This window comes from Nocardia sp. CDC519 (assembly GCF_059509835.1).
In genome coordinates, this window is the sequence record NZ_CM183377.1 from 3,909,139 (window position 1) to 3,930,742 (window position 21,604).

22 protein-coding genes are annotated in these 21,604 nt (G+C 68.0%); 8 read left to right on the plus strand and 14 right to left on the minus strand.

Going from position 1 to position 21,604, the window contains the following annotated elements; translation table 11 throughout:
- Window positions 1-13: 13 nt before the first annotated feature.
- The 7 genes from AC5W7N_RS17435 to AC5W7N_RS17465 are packed head-to-tail and all read right to left on the minus strand — an operon-like array spanning window position 14 to window position 6,952.
- Window positions 14-1,264, minus strand: a complete 1,251-nt coding sequence (locus AC5W7N_RS17435) for a benzoate/H(+) symporter BenE family transporter (protein ID WP_495921898.1) — start codon at window positions 1,262-1,264, stop codon at window positions 14-16.
- Window positions 1,261-1,665 (minus strand): DUF6917 domain-containing protein, encoded by a 405-nt coding sequence (locus AC5W7N_RS17440; RefSeq protein ID WP_194990148.1) that lies wholly within the window; start codon window positions 1,663-1,665, stop codon window positions 1,261-1,263. Before AC5W7N_RS17440 ends, AC5W7N_RS17435 begins: the two co-directional genes overlap by 4 nt.
- Window positions 1,662-2,588: a Gfo/Idh/MocA family protein gene (locus AC5W7N_RS17445; protein ID WP_495921899.1), complete on the minus strand. Its 927-nt coding sequence runs from the start codon at window positions 2,586-2,588 to the stop codon at window positions 1,662-1,664. The genes AC5W7N_RS17440 and AC5W7N_RS17445 overlap by 4 nt, the downstream gene beginning before the upstream one ends.
- Entirely contained in the window at window positions 2,585-3,715 is a 1,131-nt protein-coding gene (locus AC5W7N_RS17450; protein ID WP_194990147.1) for an Ldh family oxidoreductase, read from the minus strand. Before AC5W7N_RS17450 ends, AC5W7N_RS17445 begins: the two co-directional genes overlap by 4 nt.
- Window positions 3,712-5,022, minus strand: a complete 1,311-nt coding sequence (locus AC5W7N_RS17455; protein ID WP_195019893.1) for a M20/M25/M40 family metallo-hydrolase — start codon at window positions 5,020-5,022, stop codon at window positions 3,712-3,714. Before AC5W7N_RS17455 ends, AC5W7N_RS17450 begins: the two co-directional genes overlap by 4 nt.
- Window positions 5,019-5,912, minus strand: a complete 894-nt coding sequence (locus AC5W7N_RS17460) for a sugar phosphate isomerase/epimerase family protein (protein WP_194990145.1) — start codon at window positions 5,910-5,912, stop codon at window positions 5,019-5,021. Before AC5W7N_RS17460 ends, AC5W7N_RS17455 begins: the two co-directional genes overlap by 4 nt.
- Before the next feature lie 5 nt (window positions 5,913-5,917).
- A complete protein-coding gene (locus AC5W7N_RS17465; protein ID WP_194990144.1) occupies window positions 5,918-6,952 on the minus strand; it encodes a Gfo/Idh/MocA family oxidoreductase in 1,035 nt (344 codons plus the stop codon).
- A gap of 192 nt (window positions 6,953-7,144) precedes the next feature.
- Here AC5W7N_RS17465 and AC5W7N_RS17470 point away from each other — a divergent pair, with 192 nt between their 5' ends.
- The 3 genes from AC5W7N_RS17470 to AC5W7N_RS17480 all read left to right on the plus strand — a co-directional run bounded on the left by AC5W7N_RS17470 (window position 7,145) and on the right by AC5W7N_RS17480 (window position 11,324).
- Window positions 7,145-8,077, plus strand: coding sequence for a UbiA family prenyltransferase (locus AC5W7N_RS17470; RefSeq protein ID WP_195006757.1), 933 nt, complete (start codon window positions 7,145-7,147; stop codon window positions 8,075-8,077).
- A gap of 71 nt (window positions 8,078-8,148) precedes the next feature.
- The gene (locus tag AC5W7N_RS17475) at window positions 8,149-8,811 is read left to right on the plus strand and encodes an ABC transporter ATP-binding protein (RefSeq protein ID WP_324196624.1); all 663 of its coding nucleotides are present in this window, start codon (window positions 8,149-8,151) and stop codon (window positions 8,809-8,811) included.
- Window positions 8,808-11,324, plus strand: coding sequence for an ABC transporter permease (locus AC5W7N_RS17480; RefSeq protein ID WP_195006756.1), 2,517 nt, complete (start codon window positions 8,808-8,810; stop codon window positions 11,322-11,324). The genes AC5W7N_RS17475 and AC5W7N_RS17480 overlap by 4 nt, the downstream gene beginning before the upstream one ends.
- Before the next feature lie 109 nt (window positions 11,325-11,433).
- On the opposite strand, the gene rsgA is transcribed toward AC5W7N_RS17480, so the two are convergent.
- The 4 genes from rsgA to AC5W7N_RS17500 form a co-directional block, all read right to left on the minus strand.
- Window positions 11,434-12,435 carry a ribosome small subunit-dependent GTPase A gene (rsgA, locus tag AC5W7N_RS17485; RefSeq protein WP_228807156.1) on the minus strand — a complete coding sequence of 334 codons (1,002 nt, stop codon included), beginning with the start codon at window positions 12,433-12,435 and terminating at the stop codon, window positions 11,434-11,436.
- On the minus strand, window positions 12,432-13,718 hold the full coding sequence (gene aroA, locus AC5W7N_RS17490; protein WP_195006755.1) for a 3-phosphoshikimate 1-carboxyvinyltransferase: 1,287 nt from the start codon (window positions 13,716-13,718) through the stop codon (window positions 12,432-12,434). The genes rsgA and aroA overlap by 4 nt, the downstream gene beginning before the upstream one ends.
- 61 nt (window positions 13,719-13,779) lie before the next feature.
- Entirely contained in the window at window positions 13,780-15,282 is a 1,503-nt protein-coding gene (locus AC5W7N_RS17495) for an aldehyde dehydrogenase family protein (RefSeq protein WP_495921900.1), read from the minus strand.
- A 140-nt stretch (window positions 15,283-15,422) separates the two neighbouring features.
- A complete protein-coding gene (locus AC5W7N_RS17500; protein ID WP_194992777.1) occupies window positions 15,423-15,992 on the minus strand; it encodes a hypothetical protein in 570 nt (189 codons plus the stop codon).
- A gap of 146 nt (window positions 15,993-16,138) precedes the next feature.
- Between AC5W7N_RS17500 and AC5W7N_RS17505 the strand changes: the two genes are divergently transcribed.
- The gene (locus AC5W7N_RS17505) at window positions 16,139-16,933 is read left to right on the plus strand and encodes an SOS response-associated peptidase (protein WP_195006754.1); all 795 of its coding nucleotides are present in this window, start codon (window positions 16,139-16,141) and stop codon (window positions 16,931-16,933) included.
- A 157-nt stretch (window positions 16,934-17,090) separates the two neighbouring features.
- On the opposite strand, the gene AC5W7N_RS17510 is transcribed toward AC5W7N_RS17505, so the two are convergent.
- Together AC5W7N_RS17510 and ybaK are read right to left on the minus strand one after the other, a co-directional pair.
- Complete coding sequence (locus tag AC5W7N_RS17510) at window positions 17,091-17,393, minus strand: hypothetical protein (protein WP_163809490.1); 303 nt, start codon at window positions 17,391-17,393, stop codon at window positions 17,091-17,093.
- Between the two features lie 119 nt (window positions 17,394-17,512).
- The gene (gene ybaK / locus AC5W7N_RS17515; RefSeq protein ID WP_495921901.1) at window positions 17,513-18,007 is read right to left on the minus strand and encodes a Cys-tRNA(Pro) deacylase; all 495 of its coding nucleotides are present in this window, start codon (window positions 18,005-18,007) and stop codon (window positions 17,513-17,515) included.
- Window positions 18,008-18,301: 294 nt separating this feature from the next.
- Here ybaK and AC5W7N_RS17520 point away from each other — a divergent pair, with 294 nt between their 5' ends.
- Both AC5W7N_RS17520 and rsrA read left to right on the plus strand, forming a co-directional pair.
- The gene (locus tag AC5W7N_RS17520; protein ID WP_490724847.1) at window positions 18,302-19,030 is read left to right on the plus strand and encodes a sigma-70 family RNA polymerase sigma factor; all 729 of its coding nucleotides are present in this window, start codon (window positions 18,302-18,304) and stop codon (window positions 19,028-19,030) included.
- Entirely contained in the window at window positions 19,027-19,326 is a 300-nt protein-coding gene (rsrA, locus tag AC5W7N_RS17525) for a mycothiol system anti-sigma-R factor (RefSeq protein ID WP_375139355.1), read from the plus strand. The genes AC5W7N_RS17520 and rsrA overlap by 4 nt, the downstream gene beginning before the upstream one ends.
- Window positions 19,327-19,421: 95 nt before the next feature.
- Here the strand turns inward: rsrA and AC5W7N_RS17530 are convergent, their stop codons facing one another.
- Window positions 19,422-19,496, minus strand: a complete 75-nt coding sequence (locus tag AC5W7N_RS17530) for a 50S ribosomal protein bL37 (RefSeq protein WP_022597109.1) — start codon at window positions 19,494-19,496, stop codon at window positions 19,422-19,424.
- A gap of 249 nt (window positions 19,497-19,745) precedes the next feature.
- On the opposite strand from AC5W7N_RS17530, the gene AC5W7N_RS17535 reads away from it, so the two are divergent.
- Together AC5W7N_RS17535 and AC5W7N_RS17540 are read left to right on the plus strand one after the other, a co-directional pair.
- Complete coding sequence (locus tag AC5W7N_RS17535) at window positions 19,746-19,961, plus strand: biotin/lipoyl-binding carrier protein (RefSeq protein WP_014352520.1); 216 nt, start codon at window positions 19,746-19,748, stop codon at window positions 19,959-19,961.
- 31 nt (window positions 19,962-19,992) lie between these two features.
- Window positions 19,993-21,507: a sensor histidine kinase gene (locus AC5W7N_RS17540; RefSeq protein ID WP_163809495.1), complete on the plus strand. Its 1,515-nt coding sequence runs from the start codon at window positions 19,993-19,995 to the stop codon at window positions 21,505-21,507.
- Window positions 21,508-21,604: the final 97 nt, after the last annotated feature.

The window sequence follows — 21,604 nt, forward strand, 5'->3', positions numbered from 1 at the left end:
GGCCCGGCAGTCTCTACCGAGACGGCCGGGCCGCCGTGCTGTTGTCGCTGTCCTCGGACCGGTCGCGCCGGTTCAGCGCCCGATCGGCCACCACTCCGAGGACCAGGCCCCAGAACGCGGAGCCGATGCCGAACAGGCTCACACCGGAGGCGGTGACGAGCAGGGCGAGCAATGCCGCCTCCCGGGTCCTGGAGCATTCCATGGCGCCGGTCAGTCCGGTGAGCAGTGCGCCGAGCAGCGCGATACCGGCCACCGAGAGCACCAGCGGTTCGGGCAGACCGGAGAACATCGTCAGCAGCGCCGCGCCCGCCGAACCGATTACCAGATACCAGACACCACAGCTGATACCGGCGATGTAGCGGCGCCGCGGATCCGGATGGGCCTGCGCTCCGGCGCAGATCGCGGCGGTGATCGCGGCCAGGTTGATGGCATGCGCACCGAAGGGCGCCAAGGCCAATGAGGCGAAACCCGTGCAACCGAGTACCTTACGATCGTCGACCCGGTAACCGGAGGCACGCAGCACCGCCAGTCCTGGCGCGTTCTGAGCTGCCATAGTGACCACGAACAGGGGCAGGGCGAGCCCGACGATCGCCGGTACGGTCGGTTGCGGGACGGTCACCATCGGATGCGCCGCACCCCAATCGCCGGTCGGCACGTGCACCTGTCCCGCGGCCACCGCGGCGGCGACCGCGGCCACCGACGCCGCGATCACGGCATAGCGGGCCGAGAACCGCTTGGTGACCAGGTACGCGGCCAGGGCCAGCATCGGTACCAGGACGTCATCACGCATGGACCGGAACACATCGAGTCCGAACGACAGCAGGATGCCCGCCAGTACCGCCGAGAGCACCGGTGCCGGTACATGTTCGAGTACGAGGCCGAACCATCCGGTCGCCGCCACCACCAGCGTCGCCACTGCCGACACGACGAAGGCCGCCACGCACGCCGGATAGCCGTATTCGGCCAGCGCGGTGGTGAGCAGCGCGGCACCGGGGGTGGACCAGGCGGCGACGATCGGGGTCCGGGTCCACGCGCTCGCGACCAGGCTCACCGTGCCGCTGCCGATCGAGATCGCCCATACCCAGGAGGTTGTCTGCGCGTCGGACAACCCGCCCGCGGACGCGGCGGCGAGGACCACCACCATCGGACCGGCATAGGAGACCGCGACCGCAATGAACCCGGCGACCACCGCGGATACCGACAGATCGCGCCACAGTGCCCGTGCCCCGGCCAGCGCGCGAGCGTGCACCGAGCGCGCGGTCACGACTGGGTGAAAGTGATCGAGGAACCCGGACGCAACCCCAGTTCGGGACCGGTGCGCGGGGTTTCGGTGCGGATCAGGATGTTGTAGTGGTTGGGCACGTGGCAGGTGTCGAATCCGAGGACTTCGCCGATCGCTACTCCGTCGACATGTACTCGGTCGCCGCGGTCGATCACACCGGGCGCGCAGATCTCGGTGAACCCGAGGAATCCGACCCGGTCCACCCGGGCGCCGATGGCGGTGTCGTCGTGATCGGTGGTCACCAGTTCATGGATCTCGCCGCGAAGCACGCAGCGGCTGGCGAATTCCGATACGGCCATCCCACGATCGTCGCGCCGGTGCCGCAGCACCTTCACCACCGAGCCGGCCACCGTGCACTTGTCACCGTCTTCGACCGGATTCATCGCACCCTCTCCACCTCGGCCGCCCGGTAGGCAGCGGTGACCAGTTCCAGCGCGATCAGCCCGTCGTCACCGTAGTCGTCGCCGGTGCGTACCCTGGCCGCGAAATCGGCGAGGATTCCGGCGTATTCATGCCACAAGGAACCCTTGAACTCGTCCACGCCGGCAAGCGCGTCGGCGTAGAGCACCGTACCGTCGGCGTAGGTCACTTCGACGTCCTTGCGTTCCCCGCCGTGATAGGCCCAATCCAGTAGCACTTCGGCGCTCGCGCCCCCGGGCGCGTCGAACAGCAGTCGTGCCCATCGGTCGACGCCCGCGCTGTCACGACGGATATCGGCACCCGTCAAGGACAGCTCGGGCAGGAACATGCGGACGGTGTCGATCGCGTTGGGCCCGTTGTCGGCGACGCAGCCACCCCCGCATCGGCTCATATCGAGATACCAGTTGTCGTCACCGATGTGATCTTCGATGAGCTCGTCGTAATGGGCACGCACCGCGCGGACCGCGCCGTGCTCGCGTCCGCGTTCGACGAGGGCGCGGAAGTGGCTGTTGTACCTGCGGTGGAAGGCGGTGAAGAGCGTGACACGTGCCGCCTTCGCCTCGGCGCACAACCTACGGGCATCGTCGAGGTCGGTGGCCAGCGGCTTCTCCACGCACACCGCGACACCGGCGCGGATCGCATCGGAGCACAGCTGAGCGTGGATATCGTTGGGTACGTTCACGATCACCGCATCGAGATCGGCCTCGGCCAGCATGGTGTGGTGGTCGGCGAAACGGCGATGGGTCCCGGCGCAGGCGGCCAGCCGATCCTCGCGGACATCGCACACCGCGATCAGTTCCACCCCCGGCACCTGCTCGAACGCTGCCAGATAGTAGCGGGAGATGACGCCGAGTCCGATCAGCCCGATCCGGAGCGGAGCGTTCACTCCACCACCGCCTCGGGCGCGTCCAGCCCCGCCGCCGCTGCGACGGCAAGAAGCTCGGAATACAGTGCCGTCGACACCGTTACGCCATCGATGCGCGCGGCCTCGGACAGCTCATGTTCGCGCACACCCGGATAGGAGACCGGATGTGCTTGATCTACCGGCGCACAGGCGCGCAGGGCGGCGAACATGGCGTGCGCAGCCGCATCGAAACCGTCGTCGCCACGGCTGACGGCCGGATCGATCACCATGGCGAAATAGCCGATGTTGTCATCGCGACCGGTAGGCCCACCGGTGCCGGTGAACGCTTCGGTGGCGGGCCCCAGACCGGCCGAGGACACCAGGGCCGACAGGATCTCCACCGTCAGCGCCAGTCCATAACCCTTGTACGCACCGGTTTCGGGCTGCCCACCCAACCAGACGGGGAAGCCGTCGCCACGATCGAGCGCACCGGGATCGGTGACCGGAGTTCCCGCGCGATCGACGAGCCAGCCGGGCGGGATCGGCTCACCACGTCGAGCGGCGGCGCGGATCTTGCCCGTCGGCACCGACGTCGTGCTCATATCCAGTACGAACGGTGCGGCACCTGGCCCGGCCGGTGCGGCCACACTGAGCGGATTGGTCCCCAGCATGGCGTAGCTGCCACCCGGAGGCCGGGTGATCCGTTGTGCACCGCAATTGGACGACAGCACCGCGATCAGTCCACGCTTGGCGAACTCGCCGGTGTGATAGCCCGCGCAGCCGAAATGGGTGGCATTGCGCACGAAGCAGATACCGACGCCATGACGCGAAGCGCGGTCGGCCGCCTCGGCCAGGACCGCTCCGGCCGTCCACAGCCCGAGCGAGCGGCCCGCGTCGATGATCGCGGTCGCGGTGGTGTCGGAGACGATCGTGAGTTCGCCGGCGGGATCCACCCGGCCGTCGTCGAACAGCGGTAGATACAGCCTGGTCAGATTGGCCAGACCGTGCGAGCTCATACCGGCGGCATCACCGTAGACGAGCGCCGCGGCGGCTACCGCGGCGCGCTGTGGGGACAGCCCACGGGCGGTGAACACCGCGGCGGTGAACTCGACCAGTTCGTCATGGCCGATCCGGACCGCGGTGGCGGTGTCGGTTTCCGATGTCGTCATCGGGTGTAGCTCCTCTCCAGGGTCGGGTCGGTGGCGATCGCGGCGGCGAAGCGGCCGACGAGGCCGCCGATCTGCCCGGCGTAGGTATCGAGATCGGCCAGTTCGGCGAATTCGCCCGCGGCGTGGGCGTTGTTCGCGTCGAGATCGCCGGGTCCGAAGATCACCGCGCCCACGTCGGGCTGTTCGGCGAGCCAGATGGCATCACAGGTGAACCCCGGCTCGTCCGCCGGGACCAGCGGGATCTCGGCCGCGCCCGCCGCGATCCGCAGTGTGTGGCTGTCCTGCGAATCCAGCGCGGGCAAACCACTTTTGAGCCAGGTGAGGTGGGTGATGGCGGCGGCATCGGCCGCGGTGCGTCCCAGCAGGACCGAATCGGCGTGCCGCGCGGAGAAGTCGGCCAGCAGCCCGGGCAACAGCTGCTCGAGGGCGGATCGGATGCGGTTGCCGGTGGCCGTGTCGGCGTAGGCGATATTGAGCAGCAGGGTGCCGCTGCCGTAGACCCGATTGTGCACCTCGCCGGTGTGCAAACCGGCCACGCAGACGCGCCCACCGTCGGCCCATCGCGGCGCGGCTTCGGCCAGGGCGTGCGCGAGGTAGCCGAGGAGCACGCTCGCGTTGTGTCCGGTGCCGGGCCGGTCGTCGATGGCATCGTCGCCGGTGACGCTGATCCGCGCGGTCATGGCCGCGGTGCTGCGGGTCAGCAGTCGCCCCCCGGTGGGCTCGCAGAAGACATTGATCCGGCCGTACAGCCCCGCCTCGAGCAGCGGCCGGGTGCCGAAGGTGCCCATGGCCCCGCCCTCCTCCCCGGCCACCGCCTGCACGAGTACCCCGAACTGGCTGCCGGCCGGGTCCAGGTCCGACAGCGCCGATCGAAGTCCGGCCAGCAGTGCCACGGCGGGACCCTTGGCATCGATCGCGCCGCGGCCGATGACCCGGCCGCCCTCCACCCGAGGTTCGGGGACTCCGGCGACCGTATCGAGGTGAACGTTGAACATGATCGTGCGTTCCACCGGGACCGTTGGGCCCCACCGCAACACCAGGCTCGGCTGACAGTCGAGGAAATCGGCCCGCTCGGCCGCGCACTCCCGCACCGTCAGCGGCACGTCGGGACGCTGAAGCACCGCGGGGTCGGGCGCGGTGTGCGAATGCACCCGCATACCGAAGCCCGCAGCCGCCTGCGCATAACGCCGGCCGGCCGCCCGCAGCCGCGGTGGCGGTCCGTTCGGGTCCTCCATCGGACCTACGGTGGGCATGGCGAGCAGTTCGACCAGCAAGGCCAGATCGGACTCGGTGAAGGTGCCGGTCATGCGCGCGTTCCCGCAGCGGCGTGCTCGGCCAGAAACCGCTCGAAATCGCGACCGTAGGACACGAATTCGCTACTGTCGCCGATCTGGGTCAGTTGTTCGTGCGGGCGCAGCGACAGATGCGGTTCGATGGAGAAGTAGCCGCGGTAGCCGTGCGCGCGCAGCAGGCCGATGCTCTCGGCGACGCGGCATTCGCCATGGCCCGGTGCCACATACCGGGTGTTCGCCGCCGTGCCCACCGCGTCCTTGACGTGTACGTGCTCGACGAATTCGACTGTTTCGGCGAGGTAGTCGACCTCGTCGTAGCCGTAGGCGCGACCGTTGCCGGTATCGAACAGCAACCGTAGCGCCGGCGAGTCGACGGTGGCGACGAGATCCACCGCGCGCCGTGGATCCGTGCCCGCCCAACCGGCGCAGTTCTCGTGCAGCAACACGATCGCGCTGTCGTGCGCGATCGTGGCGAGCAGGCGCATCCGCCGCAGCACCTCGGCCCGCCAGTGTGCCTGCGACCGCGCATCGTCGGCGCTCGTCTCGTCCCGCGGATAGGACATCACCCGCACATACCGGCAGCCGAGTCGTGCGGCCCGATCGGCCAGCACGCGCAACTCCGTCAGATCGGGCTCCATCGGGGTGGCGATGGACCGGCCCCAGTTGCCGATTCGCGAGTCCAGGCACACCACGTCGAGCCCGGACTCGGCGACCGCGTCCGCTACGGACTCGAATCGCGCGTCGTCCAGATCGGCGAGCGCAATGCCGTCGATGGTGCGCAATTCGATTCCCGGCCAGCCCAGATCGTTCAGGGCGCGCAACTGCTCACCGAGGTCGGCATGGGCTTCGTCACCGATCCCGGCGAGCGGGTTCGGTTGGGTTCGGTCAGCGGGTTCGGGGCGCATCGGCGTCACCGTCCTTCGGCGCGGGCTCGGGTGTTGTGGCAATGGGTCTTCGCCTCGGCCAGCACCGCGACCACCCGCTGATTCAGTTCGAGGGACGAGACCGCCGGACCGGCCGCGGTGCCGCTGAAACGGCGGTAGGTGTCGACAAAGCAGGCGAACATCGCATCGTCGTCGAAGGTTTCGATGGCCGGCGCGGCCAGGCCGTCGGCGCCGGCCGCGCGCACCGATATCCGTCCCACCAGATCGACCGAGTTGATCGGATAGCTGCCGGTCACCGTGCCGTTGGCGAACCGCACCGTGATCCGGCGCTCGGTGAACGGGCTGTCGAGGTCGGACACGATATCGGTCACCGTGCCATTCGTATGGCGCAGCTTCATGCCCGCTCCGCCCATATCCGGCACGACCTGGTGCCGCATGGGCGGCGTGTCGCGGATCCAGGCCGAGGTCATCGTGGCATCGCCGCACAGGGACAGCACCACGCCCACACTGTGCGGCGGTTCCACATCGAAGGCATTGGTGTGGCTGCGTGAGCGCAGCGACAGTTGCAGCCGGGGTTTGCGTTGGCGGATCGAAACCGTCCGTACCTCGCCGAGTGTGCCCGCGGCCATGATCGCCTTGATGCGCGCGGTTACCTCACTGAACAGCCACGGTGCGACCACCGCGATATCCAGGCCGTATCGATCGCGCAGCGCGCGGACGCGTTCGGTGGTGGCGACATCGGTGCCGAGTGGCTTCTCGATCAGGAACTTGCCGAATCCCAGCTCTGCCAGCTCCGCGACCACCGTATCGCGCACCGTCGGCGGCGTGCACAGATGCACCATCGTGGCAGCGGGGTCGCAGCGAACGGCTGCTTCCGCCAGCGACGCGACGGGCTCGACCCCATCGGTGACGGTGGCGGCGGGGTCGAAGCCCAGTGGCGTGGTCTCGTCGAAGACCTCGGCCAGCGCGGGATCTGCTCGACGGCGACGGCGAATGGTGTCCAGCACCCGCAGGTGCAGATCTCTACCGGAATGTCCGAGGCCGACCACGAATGAGCGCAACGAGTTCTCGATTCGTTTCTGGGCGGTGCGATGAATGCGTGCGCGCCGGGATGACTTTGCTGCCTCCATTCATCCGCATTCGGCATGCTGCTGGCGACTGGCAACCTTCTGCCATTGCCGCCATTCGAGGCGAACTGCCAGGCTGTGGCGATCGCAGCCGCCGCGGGCCGCGGTTGATGGAGGTGAAATACCATGCCCGGTTCGATGGTCGTCACCACGGAGAAGGTCGGCGCCTACGCCAGACTCGGGAACATCTACTTCTTCGATCAGCACTTGTGTTTTCTGGTCGCGCTGTCATTGTTGCCGTACGCGGTGCTGCGTGACACCGGCAACTGGTGGTGCATGCTGGCACTGTTCGCGGGATACTATCTGCTGCACCATGCCACCGCGTCGTTCGACGATATCTCGGGTTTCCGGGACGGTTCGGATGCGCGCAACTATCTGGACAATCCGAATTTCAAGCGCAAAGCCGAATACAAACCGCTGATCCTCGGTCAGCTCACCTTGCGCGAGGCCCTCTGGTGCGCCTGGTCGTGCACGGTTGTCGGCGGTATTCTGCTGACGATCGGATTCATTGCCGCGCCATTTCATCCGATCTGGTTGGTGATTTTCGCGGCCCTGATGGTCGTGCTCTGCCTGCAATATTCGTACGGCTTGAATCTGAGCCATATCGGCGGTCAGGAGCTGGTTCTCTTCTGTGGGATCAGCCTGCCGGTTCCGGTGATGTATCTGCTGTTCACCGGCGAGATGAAGCCGGTGGTGATCATGCAGACGTTGCTGCTCGGACTGTGGCAGATGCTGGTGTCGATGTACTCCAATCTGCACGACCGCGAGGTGGATCTGGCCAACGGTCGCATCAATATGGTCACCAAAGCCGCACCGCGCAGCGTGGAGCGAATGGTGATCGGTTTCATGGTGGCCGAGCCGGTGGTTGTCGTGGGATTCGTCGCGGCGGCCGGTGTTTCGCCGTGGTATCTGGCGATGTTGATCCCGATCGGCGCGCTACGGGTGAAGCAGTTCCGAGACGGTGCCGACGATGCCTTGTCGGCTCGCCTGCTGGGCAGGCGGATTCTCGAATTGGGCATCGCCCTACTGGTGGTCCTCAATATAATCACCCAGCATTGATCAGGGTGGGTTCGTCGAAATCGAAAGGACGTCCGATGGGCGATAGTCGCATTGTGGTAGCAGCCGACGACGTGAGCAGGGACTTCAGTGATGGCGAGTCGGTGATCCATGTGGTGCGCAACTGCACGCTCAGCGTGTCCTCCGGTGAGATCGTGGCGATCGTCGGTAAGAGCGGTAGCGGCAAGTCGACCCTGTGCAATCTGCTGTCCGGCCTGGACACTCCGACGTCCGGCTCGGTCAGCCTGCTCGGCCGCAACCTGACCGACTACACCGACGCCGAGATGTCGCGGATTCGGGCTGCCCAGATCGGGTTCGTCTTGCAGAAGGACAACCTGGTGACATCGTTGACGCTGGAGGAGAACGTAGCCGCGCCACTGATCTTCGCGGGCACCAAACGTTCGGAGGCGTTGCGCGCGGCACGTGCCATGCTGGACGATGTCGGCCTCGGACATCGGCTGAGCGCCTGGCCGACCTCGGTCTCCGGTGGTGAGGCCCAGCGTGCCGCGGTCGCGCGTGCCTGCGTCGGTAAACCGGCCGTGGTGTTCGCCGACGAGCCCACCGGCGCATTGGATTCCGAGAACGGCCGGATCGTCATGGATCTGTTCAAGAAGCTGGTCGGCCAGCACGAATCGGCGGGTGTGATGGTCACCCACGATATGGATCTGGCTGCCGAGGCCGACCGGGTGGTTCGCCTGGTCGACGGCACCCTCGAGGACGTCGAGGTGGGTGTGTGAACGGCATCGGACCGGCGCTGACGGTCGCCCGCGCCTTCGCCTACAGCTGGATTCGCCGCCCGATCCGTTTGACCGCCGCGATCACCGCGGGCATCGGTGGTGTCATGCTCACCACGGCGGTGCTGCTCATCGCCGCGACGGTGCTCGGCGCGGTGCGCAGCGCTCCGGTGCAGGGTTTCGCGGCCGGAACCCTCGCGGTGGAGGCGCAATCGCCGGCCGGTATGTCGGCCGATCTGGTCGACAAGATCGGCAGCGAGACCGGCACGGTGCGGTCGCGAATGCTGGTGGGAAATACGAAGATCGATGTCGATGGTGAGTTCACCTCGGTGGTCGTGCTCGGCGTCGATCTGAACCTGCCCCGCATGCTGGAGCCCACGGCATTGAGCGGTGGCAATATGGGGTTGCTCGCCCCGAATACGGTGTACATGTCGCGGGATTGGGCCACGGACAAGGGCATCGCCGATGGCGACACCGTCACCGTGTCGACCCCGACCGGTCGGCAGCAGTGGAAGGTCGCCGGACTGCTCGAGCAGGACTTCGCCAATGGCGGTGCCGTGCTGGTCGCTCCGATCGGCAATGTCGCGACCGCGTTCGACCGGGGCGACCGCACCGACGTCTTGTTGATGCAGCCCGGCGCCGGCGCGAGCGGTGACGCGATCGCCGACAAGACCCGTTCCCTGCTCGACGGTGCCGCCGTGGTGAAGGCGCCCGCGGATCTGCTCTCCGGCTACAACCGCACGTTCAAGACCCCGTTGTCGATCCTGGCCATGTTCGCCGCCATCGCGATCATGACCTCGGGCGTGGTGTTGTTCCTGACCTGGCGTCTGGTGCTGGCCGATGCGGCGCCGATTCTGTCACGGTTGCGCCTGCTCGGTGCGCGTCACCGCGATCTGATCCTCGGCTCCGGCGCGGTGATGTTGCCGATTCTGTTGTTCACCTATCTCATCGGCGCGGTCGCGGGCCTGTTCCTCGGCAGCAGGCTATCGGCGTTCACCACCCAGATCACCAATCTCACCCAGCAGGCGCTCAATCCGGGCTTCCCCTGGCTGCCCGCGGTGCTCGGCGCCTTCGGTGGCGCGGTGGTGATGTTCGGCTTCGCCTGGCTGTCGGGGTTGCGGCGGCTGCGCTCGGTGGCGCCGATCGACGCGATGAACAACCGCGACACCCAGGCGGTCCGCACCTCCAAGGTCACCGCGCCGCTGGCCGGCGCCGTGGTGGCGGTGGTGCTCGGGGTGCTGATCCTGCTGCTGGCACCGCCGCTGTTCAAATCGGCGGCGCTGGTGCCGCTGCTGTTCGCGGTCGCGGTGCTGGCCACGGTGCTTCCCGTGCTGGCCGGCGCCGGTCTGCGTACCGGAACGAGCGGGCCGACCGGCATGTTCGTCGGTCGCCATCTCGAAGTGGGCTGGCGCCGCAATGCCGCGTTGACCATCACGTTCGCGGTGGCGATGGTCATGTCGATCTCGATGTCCGGGGTGTCGACGAGCATCAAGAACGAGGTGGGCAACTCGGTGGACCGCTGGTCCTCGGTCGATCTGTTCGTCCAGGCGGCACCGACCGGTGAGTTGCTCACCGGTGAGGCACTACCGATGTCGATGCTCGATGAACTCGAAACCTTGCCCGGTGTCCGCTCGGCCTACGGTTTCTCCCTCACCGCGGTCGGCATCGATGACACCCGCTACCCGCTGTGGTCGTGGTCCGGGCAGCGGCTCGGTGAGCTGACCCGGCTCCAGGTGCTCGAAGGCCCGGAGCAGGTGCTGGACAGCCTCACCGACGACACGGTGGCGGTGACGTCGAACTTCGCCCGCACTCAGAACTACGACCTCGGCGACACCTTGGACCTGCCGACCCCCGATGGTCACCGGCAGGTGCGTATCACCGCCATCGTCGACGATTCGGTGTCCGACGGCGGCACCATCATCGTCAGCGAAAGCCTGTTCCGCACCATCGCGGGCAATGGTGACATCACCACCGTCGGCATCGACCTGCTGCCGGGAGCCGATCGAGGCCAGGTCGAGCAGGCGGTGATGGCGATGCTGCACGATCGGTATCCGCGGGCGCAGTCGACCGACGCGGCCGGTCTGCGTGCCGGATTCGTCTCGCTGACCGGGCGTCTGGTCAGTGCGTTCGAGGCGTTCGCCTGGGTGATGTTCATCGTGGCGACCGCGGTCGGTGCCGCGACCCTGGCCTCCAATCTGGCCGAGCGGCAACGCAGTATCGCGCTGACCCGGCTGGTCGGCGGTGCGCGCACCTCGGTGCGGCGGCAACTGCTCATCGAGGCGGTGGTGATCGCCATCGTGGCCTGGCTCGTCGCCGTGCCGGGTGGGTTGCTGGCCATACCCGCCATGATGAGTGCCCTGTCGGTGCAGAGTGGCCTGCTGCCACCGGTGACGGTCCCGGTGCCACTGCTGGTACTCAGTCTGCCGCTCACCTTCCTCGCGGTCGGTGCGGCGCTGTTCATCGCCCGGCGGTCCTCCCGCGAGATTCCACTGGCCGAACTGATCGCTCAGGAATGACCGGCCTGAACGTTCGGTAATGAGCTGGTGGACGAGCCCCCGGCCCGGTGTTTCGCCGGGCCGGGGGCTCATATCGTCGTCGCATCCGGCACCGCCGCACCGGATCGGATCACCAGGGGTCGTTGGAGTTCAGTGCGGTCAGCAATTGCCGGATCGCCGCGACCCGCCGCTGTTTGCCCGGTAGCTCGTCCAATGCGCATTCCGGATCGGCGGGTGGGCCGAGATGGGTGCATCCGCGCGGGCAATCCTCGATGGCCTCGGCCAGATCGGCGAAGGCGGCGATGACATCGTCGGGCGTGATGTGGGCGAGCCCGAAGGAGCGAACGCCCGGGGTATCGATGACCCAGCCGCCCGCGGGCAGGGGCAGGGCCACCGATTGGGTGGAGGTGTGCTTGCCCTTGCCGACGCCGGAAACCTCGCCGACGGCGCGGTCGGCGTCGGGGACCAGGCGGTTGACGAGAGTGGATTTGCCGACGCCGGAATGACCGATGAAGGCGGTGAGGTGGCCGGTGAGCAGGTTGAGCACCGGCTCGATGGGGTCGTCGACGCCGCCGTAGACGATGGTGAGATCGAGATCGTCGAAGAGGGTGGCGAATTCGGAGTCGGCGGCCAGGTCGTGTTTGGTCAGGCACAGGATCGGTTGCAGCCCACCGGCATACGCGGCGACCATGGCGCGTTCCACGAATCCGGTGCGCGGCGGCGGGTCGGCCAGCGCGACGACGATGAACAGCCGTTCGGCATTGCCGACCACCACCCGCTCGAAGGGGTCGGTGTCATCAGCGGTGCGGCGCAGGACCGTTCGGCGTTCGACGACGCGCACGATGCGAGCCAGGGTGTCGGGTTTGCCGGACAGATCGCCGACGACGTCGACCTGATCGCCGACGACGATCGGGGTCCGGCCGAGCTCACGCGCGCGCATCGCGACGATCAGCCGGTCCGGATCCCCATCGAGCACACATCCCCAGCGGCCTCGGTCCACCGACACCACCATGGCGGATTCGGCATCGTTGTGTTGCGGACGGGTCTTGGTGCGCGGACGCGAACTCTTACCGGGACGCACCCGCACATCGGATTCGTCGTAGCCGGCCAGAGAGCGCCCGCGCCGGCTCAGCGCACCGCTCCCTGATCGGCGGGATCGAGCATCCGTTCCCACAGCGACACGAAATCGGGCAAGGTTTTCGCCGTCGTGCCGATGTCCTCGATCTCGACCCCGGGGACGGTGAGGCCGAGAATCGCACCGGCGGTGGCCATCCGGTGGTCGGCGTAGGAATGCCAGCGGCCGCCGGTGAGCGGAGCGGGCACGATCTCGAGTCCGTCCTCGGTCTCGGTGACATTGCCGCCGAGCCGGTTGATCTCGGTGGACAGCGCGGCCAGTCGGTCTGTCTCGTGCCCGCGCAGGTGCGCGATACCGCGCAGGTAGGACGGCGAATCGGCGAGCGCGGCGAGGGCGGCCACGGTGGGGGTGAGCTCGCCGACGTCGTGCAGGTCGATGTCGATACCGGCCAGCCGGTCCGGGCCGCTGACGGTCAGCACACCGTCGAAGATGCGCGCCTCGGCGCCCATCCGCACCAGGATCTCCCGGATGACGTCGCCGGGCTGGGTGGTCAGCCGCGGCCAGTGCGGAATGCTGACGCTACCTCCGGTGACCGCCGCCGCGGCGAGGAACGGCGTCGCGTTCGACAGGTCCGGCTCGACCTCCCAATCCACGGCTGCGATCGGGCCGGGCGTCACGACCCAGGTCTGCGCCTTGCGGCTGTCGGCGGGCGCTTGCACCTGCACGTCGGCGTGCCGCAGCATTTCCACCGTCATCTCGATATGCGGCATCGACGGCAGCGCCTTGCCGTCGTGATGGACGGTGATTCCCTCGTCGAACCGTGCCGCCGACAGCAGCAGGCCGGAGACGAATTGCGAGGAACCCGAGGCATCGATGGTCACCGCACCGCCGCGCAGGCCTGCTGCGCCGTGCACGGTGAACGGCAGGGCGTCACCCTCGATCCGCGCGCCGAGCCCGCGCAACGCGTCGAGGATGGTGCGCAGCGGGCGGACCCGGGCCTGGGCGTCTCCGTCGAAGGCCACCGCACCGTCGGCGAGAGTGGCCAGCGGCGGCAGGAACCGCATCACGGTGCCCGCCAGCCCGCAGTCGACCGAGCCGCCGCGCAGGGTGCCCGGGGTGACGGTGAGAGTTTCGGCATCCCCGTCGATCCGCACGCCGAGGGCCCGCAGCGCGTCGATCATCAGGTTGGTGTCGCGGCTGCGCAGCGCACCGGTGATCGTCGACGGCCCCTCGGCGAGCGCGGCCAGGATCAGTGCTCTGTTGGTGATCGATTTCGATCCGGGCAGGGTCACGGTCGCGTGCACGGGGGCGTCGACATGGGGCGCTGGCCAGAAATTCACCCGTCCATCTTCGCTTATCCGCGGCGCGGATACACGGGCGGCGTGCAATCCGCCCGTTCTGTTACTTGTGCCTCCCATGCAACACCGGCACCAGGCGACGCAGAAGTTTCATGGTCGACTGGGTGCGGGAGTAGCTGAGCAGGGTCATACCCGGGATGCTGAACCGCTGGATCGCGATCGAATGGGGGCTGACGAATTCGCGCAGGCCCTGCTCGCCGTGGATGCGGCCGATGCCGGAATCACCGCTGCCGCCGAAGGGCAGCCCCGGAATGGCGGCGAAGCCGAGCACCGAATTCACCGAGGTGGCCCCGGCGCGCAGCCGGCGGGCGATCTCGAGCCCCTGCTTGCGCGAGTACACCGCCGAGCCGAGGCTGTAGGTGGAGTCGTTGGCCAGGGCGATCGCCTCGTCGACGCTGTCGACGGTGCGAATGGTCACGGTGGGGCCGAAGGTTTCCTCCTTGACCGCCGCCGAATCCTCGGGGGCATCCAGCAGCACGACCGGCTCGATGAAGGGGGCCTTGACCGATTCCGGACCACCGACCACGGCGGTGGCGCCCTTGGCGATGGCGTCGTCGATGTGGCGGCGCACGATATCCACCTGGCTCGGCATCGTCATCGGGCCGTAGTTGGCACCGGCCTCGGCCCCGGGCTTGACATCGGTCAGGATGCGGCTCACCTCGGCCACGAACTCCTCGCGCACCGAGCGATGCACGTACACGCGCTCGACGCCGGCGCAGGTCTGGCCGCTGTTGGAGGTGGCGCCCCAGGCGACGGCGTCCGCCGCGGCCTTCACATCGGCGTCCGGTGCCACGATCACGGCGTCCTTGCCGCCGCATTCCAGCAGTACCGGGGTGAGGGTGTCGGCGGCGGCCGCCATGATCTTGCGACCGGTGCCGGGCGAGCCGGTGAACGCGATCTTGTCCACGCCGGCGCGCACCAGCGCCGCTCCGGTGGCGCCGTAACCGTTGACGGTGGTGAACACGCCCTCCGGCAGGTCCGGATTGGCCTTGGTGAACGCCTCGGCGAGGAAATTGCCGATGCCGGTGGAGTATTCGCTGGGCTTGAACACCACAGTGTTGCCGGCGGCGAGCGCATAGGCGATGGAACCGTTGGGGGTGTAGACGGGATAGTTCCACGGGCCGATCACGCCGACAACGCCCAGCGGGCGATGCTCGAGCCGGGCCGAGAAGTTCGACATGAGCGCGCCGGGGGAGATCTTCTTGGGCGCCAGCACCTTCTTGGCGTGCTTGGCCGCCCAGGCGATGTGCTCGAGGGCGAGCATGAGCTCGAGGAAGGCGTCGTCGAGCGGCTTGCCGTTCTCGGCGTGGATCAGCGCGCAGAACTCGTCGGAATCGGCGACCAGCCGGCTCGACCAGCGCAGCAACGCTTTACGGCGCTCGTCGAAATCGAGTGCGGACCAGGTCTCGGCGGCCTTGCGGGCGGTGGCGACGGCGGCGCGCACGGCGTCCTCGTCGGCGATGGGGTAGGTGGCCAGGGTCGCGCCGGAGGCGGGGTCGACCGAGGTGAGCACCGTGTCCGCGGGGGCGGCGTCGGTCGTTGTCACAGGGGCTCCTCATGCCGGGCGCCCGGACGATCGGCCGGGGCGCTGGGTGGTGGCGTGGCTTGTCGGGCGCATGCCGAGTGGGCCGGAGGAAACCCTCCGACTCGTTGAGAGAATGTTATGGCATTACTCTCAGGGTGTCATCAGTTCTGGGTGATCGATTCGACAGCGGGCGCCGGCGCCGAGGATCCCGAACGCAGATCGGTGACCACTGCGGGGGTGAAATCGAACAGATTCGGATCGAATTCCGCGCTGAGCGGATTCAGATTGCAGATCGTGCCCACCACGTAGACCCCGCGCGGGAGTCCGGGAAACGAACCGGTGATCTGCCCGGTCGCCGAGGCGAGCTGGATCCGCGGGCCCGCGGCGAGCGCGCCCTCGGCGATCAGCCGTTGCAGCAGTGCGAAAACATCGGGTTCGCGTCCGCTGAGGGTGTCGATGGCGGCGGGAGCGAGGATCGGTGCGGCCACCAGTACGTCGACGACGGCGGTGGTGCATTCACCCCGGATCACGGGGAAGACGTCGCGCCGGTTGGGCACATTGTCGATGGTGTAGTCGATGGTGGTGCCCGAGACCGTAGCGATGAGCGAGACGGGTGGTCGCGGGTCCTGTGCGGCGGCCACGGCGGGCAGGGCTGTGGTGGCGAGACCGGTGAGCGCGAGCACTGCGCAAACTCGGGCGATGGTGGAACGGAAGGAGCGGGATCTGAGCATGGATCTCTCCTCTTCGTGGAATCCGCTCACGCTAACAGCCGCACGCAGGTCACAGGCCGATTTCCGGGTGGTGTCCTGGCAGCGGATCCGGTGTGCGAGGGCCGAGTTCGCCGCCGGTGTCGGTGCCCGGTGGCAGTATCGGGAATATGTGCGGACGCTATGCGACGACGACCAACCCCGGCCGGCTCGCGGTCGAGCTGGACGCGATCGACGAGACCGGCGAGGAACCCGGTTCGGCGGGTTCCGATCGCGGCGGCGCGAATTACAACGTCGCCCCGACGACGCAGGTGCTGACGGTGGTCGAGCGCCACGACCACGACCACCCCGACGACGACCCGCGCCTGCGGATCCGCCGCATGCGCTGGGGCCTGATCCCGCATTGGACCAAAGCGGCCGAACCGGGGGTGCCGGTGAAGGGCAAACCGCTGTTCAACGCGCGCGCCGACAAGGCCGCCACCACCCCGTCGTTCCGGGACGCGGTGAAGTATCGCCGGTGCCTGGTGCCGATGGACGGCTGGTACGAGTGGCTGGTGCAGCCGGATCCGTCCGGCGCCAAGAGCAAAGTCGTCAAGCACCCGTATTTCATGTCGGCCGCCGACGGTTCGCGGCTGTACATGGCCGGCTTGTGGTCGGTGTGGCGCGACAAAAGCCTGCCCGAGGCCGAGCCGCTGCTGTCGTGCACCATCCTGACCACCGATGCCGTCGGCGATCTCACTCGCATCCACGACCGGATGCCCTTGCCGATGCCGCGCGAGCACTGGGATGCCTGGCTGGATCCGGATCACCCGGCGCCGGTCGAACTGCTGCGACCGCCGACGCCGGAGCTGGTCGCCGGTATTGCCGCACGGCCGGTGTCACCGCGGGTCAACAGCGTGCGCAATAACGGGCCCGAGCTGTTGGAGCCGGTCGGCGAGGAGTCCGAACAGATCAGCTTGCTGTAAGCGCCGGGGCTCGCGTTCCGCGCGCCGCCCGATAGGAGACCTGGTCCGGGCCGCTGTGGGTGCTGTCCGCCCACCTCGGAGCGACAACGAGCGACAACATTGAGAATTGTCGCTCCGAGGTGGGCGAAGATATGTCCTGCGTGACCGGGCGGTCGGGTCAGATCGAGCAGCCCACCGTCGGCGTCACGACGTTCAAACCGCATTTGAGGATGTTCGCGGCCAGGTCGATGACCTCGCTGGCCAGCCCGCCGCCGAACTCCTCGGCGCGCTGGGCGCGCTCGTCCTTCTTGGGTTCGCCGGCAGTGCCGCCGTCTTCCCCACCCTCGAACGGGTAGCTGGGCTGGCCGCCCTGCGGCGCGGCGACCGCGGCCGGGGTAGACAGCACCGCGGGGCCCGCGGCCAGGATCAACGCCCCGGACAGGGCGACGATCGTGGTGCGCAGACGTTGGCGCGGGGACATTCGCATCACATCCTCGGATCGGTCGGAAACTTGGCGCTTCAATTGACGCACACCGAACCGCCCGAGGCGAGGTTTGACGGCGTGGCGCCCCAGCGTTTCCTGCGCGGCGCCACCGAGTTTCAGCCCGCGACCACCGGCGCGACGACCGCGTCGGTCAATCGGATCAGGTCGGCCGGTGCCAACTCGATCTCGAGTCCGCGCCGTCCGGCGCTGCACAGGATGCGTTCCCAGCGGGTCGCCGAGGCGTCCACGACGGTCGGCAGGGCCTTGCGCTGGCCCAGCGGTGAAATCCCGCCCAGCACATAGCCGGTGCTGCGCTCGGCCTTCGCCCGGTCGGCCATGGCGGCCTTGGGTGCGCCGAGTGCGGCGGCCGCCGCCTTCAGCGACAGGCTCCGCGGCACCGGCAGCACCGCGACGGCGAGCGATCCGGTCGACAGTTCCAGCACCAGCGTCTTGAAGATCTGTCCTGGGTCCAGACCCAGCTCGGTCGCGAGCGCGTCGACCGCCTCGGTGCCGTAGGAGTCGGTGCGCGGGTCATGGGCGTAGGCGTGCACCCGATGCTCGGTCGCGGCCTGCACGAGGGTGCGGATCGCGGGGGTGGAGGCTCGTGCCATACCGGTCACCCTAAGTCGGCTGTCGAGCCGATTTCGCCGCCGAGTCCAACGGCCCGCTGGAAGCCGCTCGCGGCCTCGAACCCGGACCGCTACCGGATTCGACGCCGCCGGGACCGCTCGCGCGGACTCGGGAACACCGTGAGTGGTTCCTCTGTTGCATGCGGTAACAGCGATCGCGCGTGATTCCCGGCGGAGTGCGTGACGGCTCGCATTCCGTCGCCGCGCAGGTCCGGCGCAGTCCATGAAGGAGGAGCGTTGCCCGTTCTGGTCGAAGAACGCCCGGTATGGACCGAGGTGCCGCAAGCTCGGTTCCCGGCGGAAACACTGGTGCCGGTAGATTTGGCGGAGACGCCGATCGAAGGGACACCTGTGACGAGCGACGAAGACGTGGCGGAGGATCCGACCGCGCTGGCTCAGCGGTTCGAGCGCGACGCGCTCCCGCTGCTCGACCAGCTCTACGGCGCCGCGCTGCGTATGACCAGGAACCCGGCCGACGCCGAGGACCTGGTGCAGGAGACCTACGTCAAGGCCTACCAGGGCTTCAAGTCCTTCAAGGAGGGCACCAACCTGCGTGCCTGGCTGTACCGGATCCTGACCAACACCTACATCAACTCCTACCGCAAGAAGCAGCGTCAGCCCGCGCAGTACCCGACCGACGAGATCACCGACTGGCAGCTGGCCGCGACCGCCGAGCACACCTCGACCGGGCTGCGTTCGGCCGAGGTGGAGGCGCTGGACGCGCTGCCCGACGACGACATCAAGGCCGCGTTGCAGGAGCTGCCGGAGGAATTCCGGATGGCGGTGTACTACGCCGATGTCGAAGGCTTCCCGTACAAGGAGATCGCCGACATCATGGGCACGCCTATCGGTACGGTGATGTCCCGGCTGCATCGCGGCCGTAAGCAACTGAAGGGTTTGCTCGCCGACGTGGCGCGCGAACGTGGATTCAACCGCGCCGGGGGCACGTCAGACGATACGTCCGCGTCCACCGCGGACACGGTGCGCCAGGAGGTCAAGCAGTGAGCGCCGAGCACGATCCCGACATGGAGCTCGACTGCACGGCGGTACTCGCCGATGTGTGGCTGATGCTCGACGGTGAATGCGACGACTCGACCCGTGCGCGGCTACAGCACCATATGGATCACTGCGCGCCGTGCATCGAGGCCTACGGCATCGAGGAGAAGCTCAAGGGCCTGCTCAGCCGCAAATGCGGCGGCGACCGCGCGCCCGATTCGCTGCGCGAGCGGTTGACCGTGGAGATCCGCCGGTCGGTGACGATGCGCCAGGAGACCACCCGCATCGAATCCGCGGAGTCCTGAGCGGGTCCGGCACCCGGAAAACGAACGAGCGGCACGTCCTTCCGTCAGGAAGTGACGTGCCGCTCGTTTTCGGTCGAAGACCGAGCGAACGCGCGTCAGGCGTTCGGACGCTTGCCATGGTTGGCGGCGTTGCCCTTGCGGCTGCGCTTCTTACGGCCACGTTTACCCATCGGTAGCTCCCGGATCACCCCCGCCTGCGCGGGGAACTCGTCGATAATTGGGACAGTCTCCCCGCATGCGCGGGCAAAGACGAATCCTCCCCGCCGGTGCGGGGCCCGTGCCAATCTACCGCACACTCCGGCGGCGCCGACCGGGGGATTCCTCGGCGAAGGCGGTGGCCGGGAGTGTGATTGGCTATATCGTCAGCGGGACCTGCCGCCCACGGCGGTGACCCATACAACAGAGGCGAACGGGGTGTCATGGCTGAGGAAGTACGTGCGGAGATGGTCTCGACAGTGCTGACGGTGGAGGTCGCCGTCGGTGACAGGGTGACCCACGACCAGACTCTGGTGCTGCTCGAGTCGATGAAGATGGAGATTCCGGTGATCACCGAGGTCGGTGGCGAGGTCACCTCGATCGCGGTCACCCCCGGTCAGGTACTGCAGCAGGGCGATCTGATCGCCGTCATCTCCTGAGCGCGGGCGGAATCGAAGCGACTGATCGATCATGGCGACACTGAGCGAGCTGCTGGCCGAACACACCGATCTACCCGGCGTCGCGGTGGATCATCTGCAGCGGGTGGTGGGGGATTGGCAGCTGCTCGCGGATCTGTCCTTCGCTGATCTGCTGCTGTGGGTGGGTGCTGGACCCGTCACCGACGGAGCCGACATCGTGTGCGTGGCGCAGTGCAGGCCCACCACCGCGCCCACCGTGCACTACGAGGATCTCGTCGGCACCCAGGCGCTGCGGACCGAGCATCCGCAGGTGTTCGAGGCCCTCACCACCGGCCGGATCGTGCGCACCGACGGCGAGGCCGACGCCAAGGGTGTCTACCACCCGCATCCGGTGGACGCCATCCGTGAAGCCATCCCGGTGCGCTGCGGCGACGATGTGATCGCGGTCTTGAGCCGCGACACCGACCTGCAGCGTTCCAAGGTGCGCAGCACCCTGGAGATCGCCTATGTGGCGTGTGCCGACGATCTGTGCCAGATGATCGCCGACGGCACCTTCCCGACCACCGAGGATCGTGCGGCCACCCATTCCAGCCCGCGCGCCGGCGACGGGTTCATCCGGCTCGATACCGAGGGCATCGTCACCTACGCCAGCCCCAACGCGCTCTCGGCCTATCACCGGATGGGCCTGCAGGCCGATCTGGCCGGCCAGGATCTGGCCGTCACCACGCGTTCACTGATCACCGATCCGTTCGATGCGCAAGAAGTGGTCGGCGATATTCAGGCCGCGCTGGCCGGGCGGACCGGGCGCCGGATGGAGGTCGAGGCCAGAGGCGCGACAGTGCTGTTGCGCACCCTGGTGCTGCGTCCGCACGGGCAGCTGGCCGGTGCCGCGGTGCTGGTGCGCGACGTCACCGAGGTCAAGCGCCGCGACCGTGCGCTGCTGAGCAAGGACGCCACCATCCGGGAGATCCACCACCGGGTGAAGAACAACCTGCAGACTGTGGCCGCACTGCTGCGGTTGCAGGCCCGCCGCACCGAGAACGAGGAGGCGCAGGTCGCGCTGACCGAATCGGTCCGCCGCGTCACCTCCATCGCCTCGGTGCACGAGATGCTGTCGATGTCGGTCGATGAAGAGGTCGATCTCGACGAGGTGGTGGACCGGCTGCTGCCGATCATGGCCGACGTCGCGACCGTGCACACCGCGCGGATCAAGGTGCGCCGGGCGGGTTCGCTCGGTGTGTTCTCCGCCGAACGGGCGACACCGTTGGTGATGGTGCTGACCGAGCTGGTGCAGAACGCCATCGAGCATGCCTTCGATGCCGGCGAGAACGGTACCGTGACGATTCGTTCGGAGCGTTCGGCGCGCTGGCTCGACGTCATCATCAGCGACGACGGCCGTGGCCTTCCGCCCGGTTTCAGCCTGGAATCCTCCGATCGCCTCGGCCTGCAGATCGTGCGGACGCTGGTGACGGCGGAGCTGGGCGGTTCCATCGGCCTGCATCCTGGCGCCGATATCGGCACCGACGCGGTGCTGCGGGTTCCGCTCGGTCGGCGTTCGGGCCGCTGAACCCTCGGCCTGCCCAGCCGCGGAAAACGACTGGTCAAGCCCCGTTTTCGAGCGAAGCGAGAGCGAGCTCCCAGAGTTCGCGGCCCGTGTCGGGCGG

Bases quoted from the DNA above. Each gene is read 5' to 3' on its own strand.
- AC5W7N_RS17450 (WP_194990147.1), bottom strand. From the start codon at position 3,715: ATGACGACATCGGAAACCGACACCGCCACCGCGGTCCGGATCGGCCAT.
- AC5W7N_RS17440 (WP_194990148.1), bottom strand. From the start codon at position 1,665: ATGAATCCGGTCGAAGACGGTGACAAGTGCACGGTGGCCGGCTCGGTG.
- AC5W7N_RS17455 (WP_195019893.1), bottom strand. From the start codon at position 5,022: ATGACCGGCACCTTCACCGAGTCCGATCTGGCCTTGCTGGTCGAACTG.
- AC5W7N_RS17460 (WP_194990145.1), bottom strand. From the start codon at position 5,912: ATGCGCCCCGAACCCGCTGACCGAACCCAACCGAACCCGCTCGCCGGG.
- ybaK (WP_495921901.1), bottom strand. From the start codon at position 18,007: ATGGCACGAGCCTCCACCCCCGCGATCCGCACCCTCGTGCAGGCCGCG.
- AC5W7N_RS17470 (WP_195006757.1), top strand. From the start codon at position 7,145: ATGCCCGGTTCGATGGTCGTCACCACGGAGAAGGTCGGCGCCTACGCC.
- AC5W7N_RS17510 (WP_163809490.1), bottom strand. From the start codon at position 17,393: ATGTCCCCGCGCCAACGTCTGCGCACCACGATCGTCGCCCTGTCCGGG.
- AC5W7N_RS17535 (WP_014352520.1), top strand. From the start codon at position 19,746: ATGGCTGAGGAAGTACGTGCGGAGATGGTCTCGACAGTGCTGACGGTG.
- AC5W7N_RS17500 (WP_194992777.1), bottom strand. From the start codon at position 15,992: ATGCTCAGATCCCGCTCCTTCCGTTCCACCATCGCCCGAGTTTGCGCA.
- AC5W7N_RS17540 (WP_163809495.1), top strand. From the start codon at position 19,993: ATGGCGACACTGAGCGAGCTGCTGGCCGAACACACCGATCTACCCGGC.
- AC5W7N_RS17505 (WP_195006754.1), top strand. From the start codon at position 16,139: ATGTGCGGACGCTATGCGACGACGACCAACCCCGGCCGGCTCGCGGTC.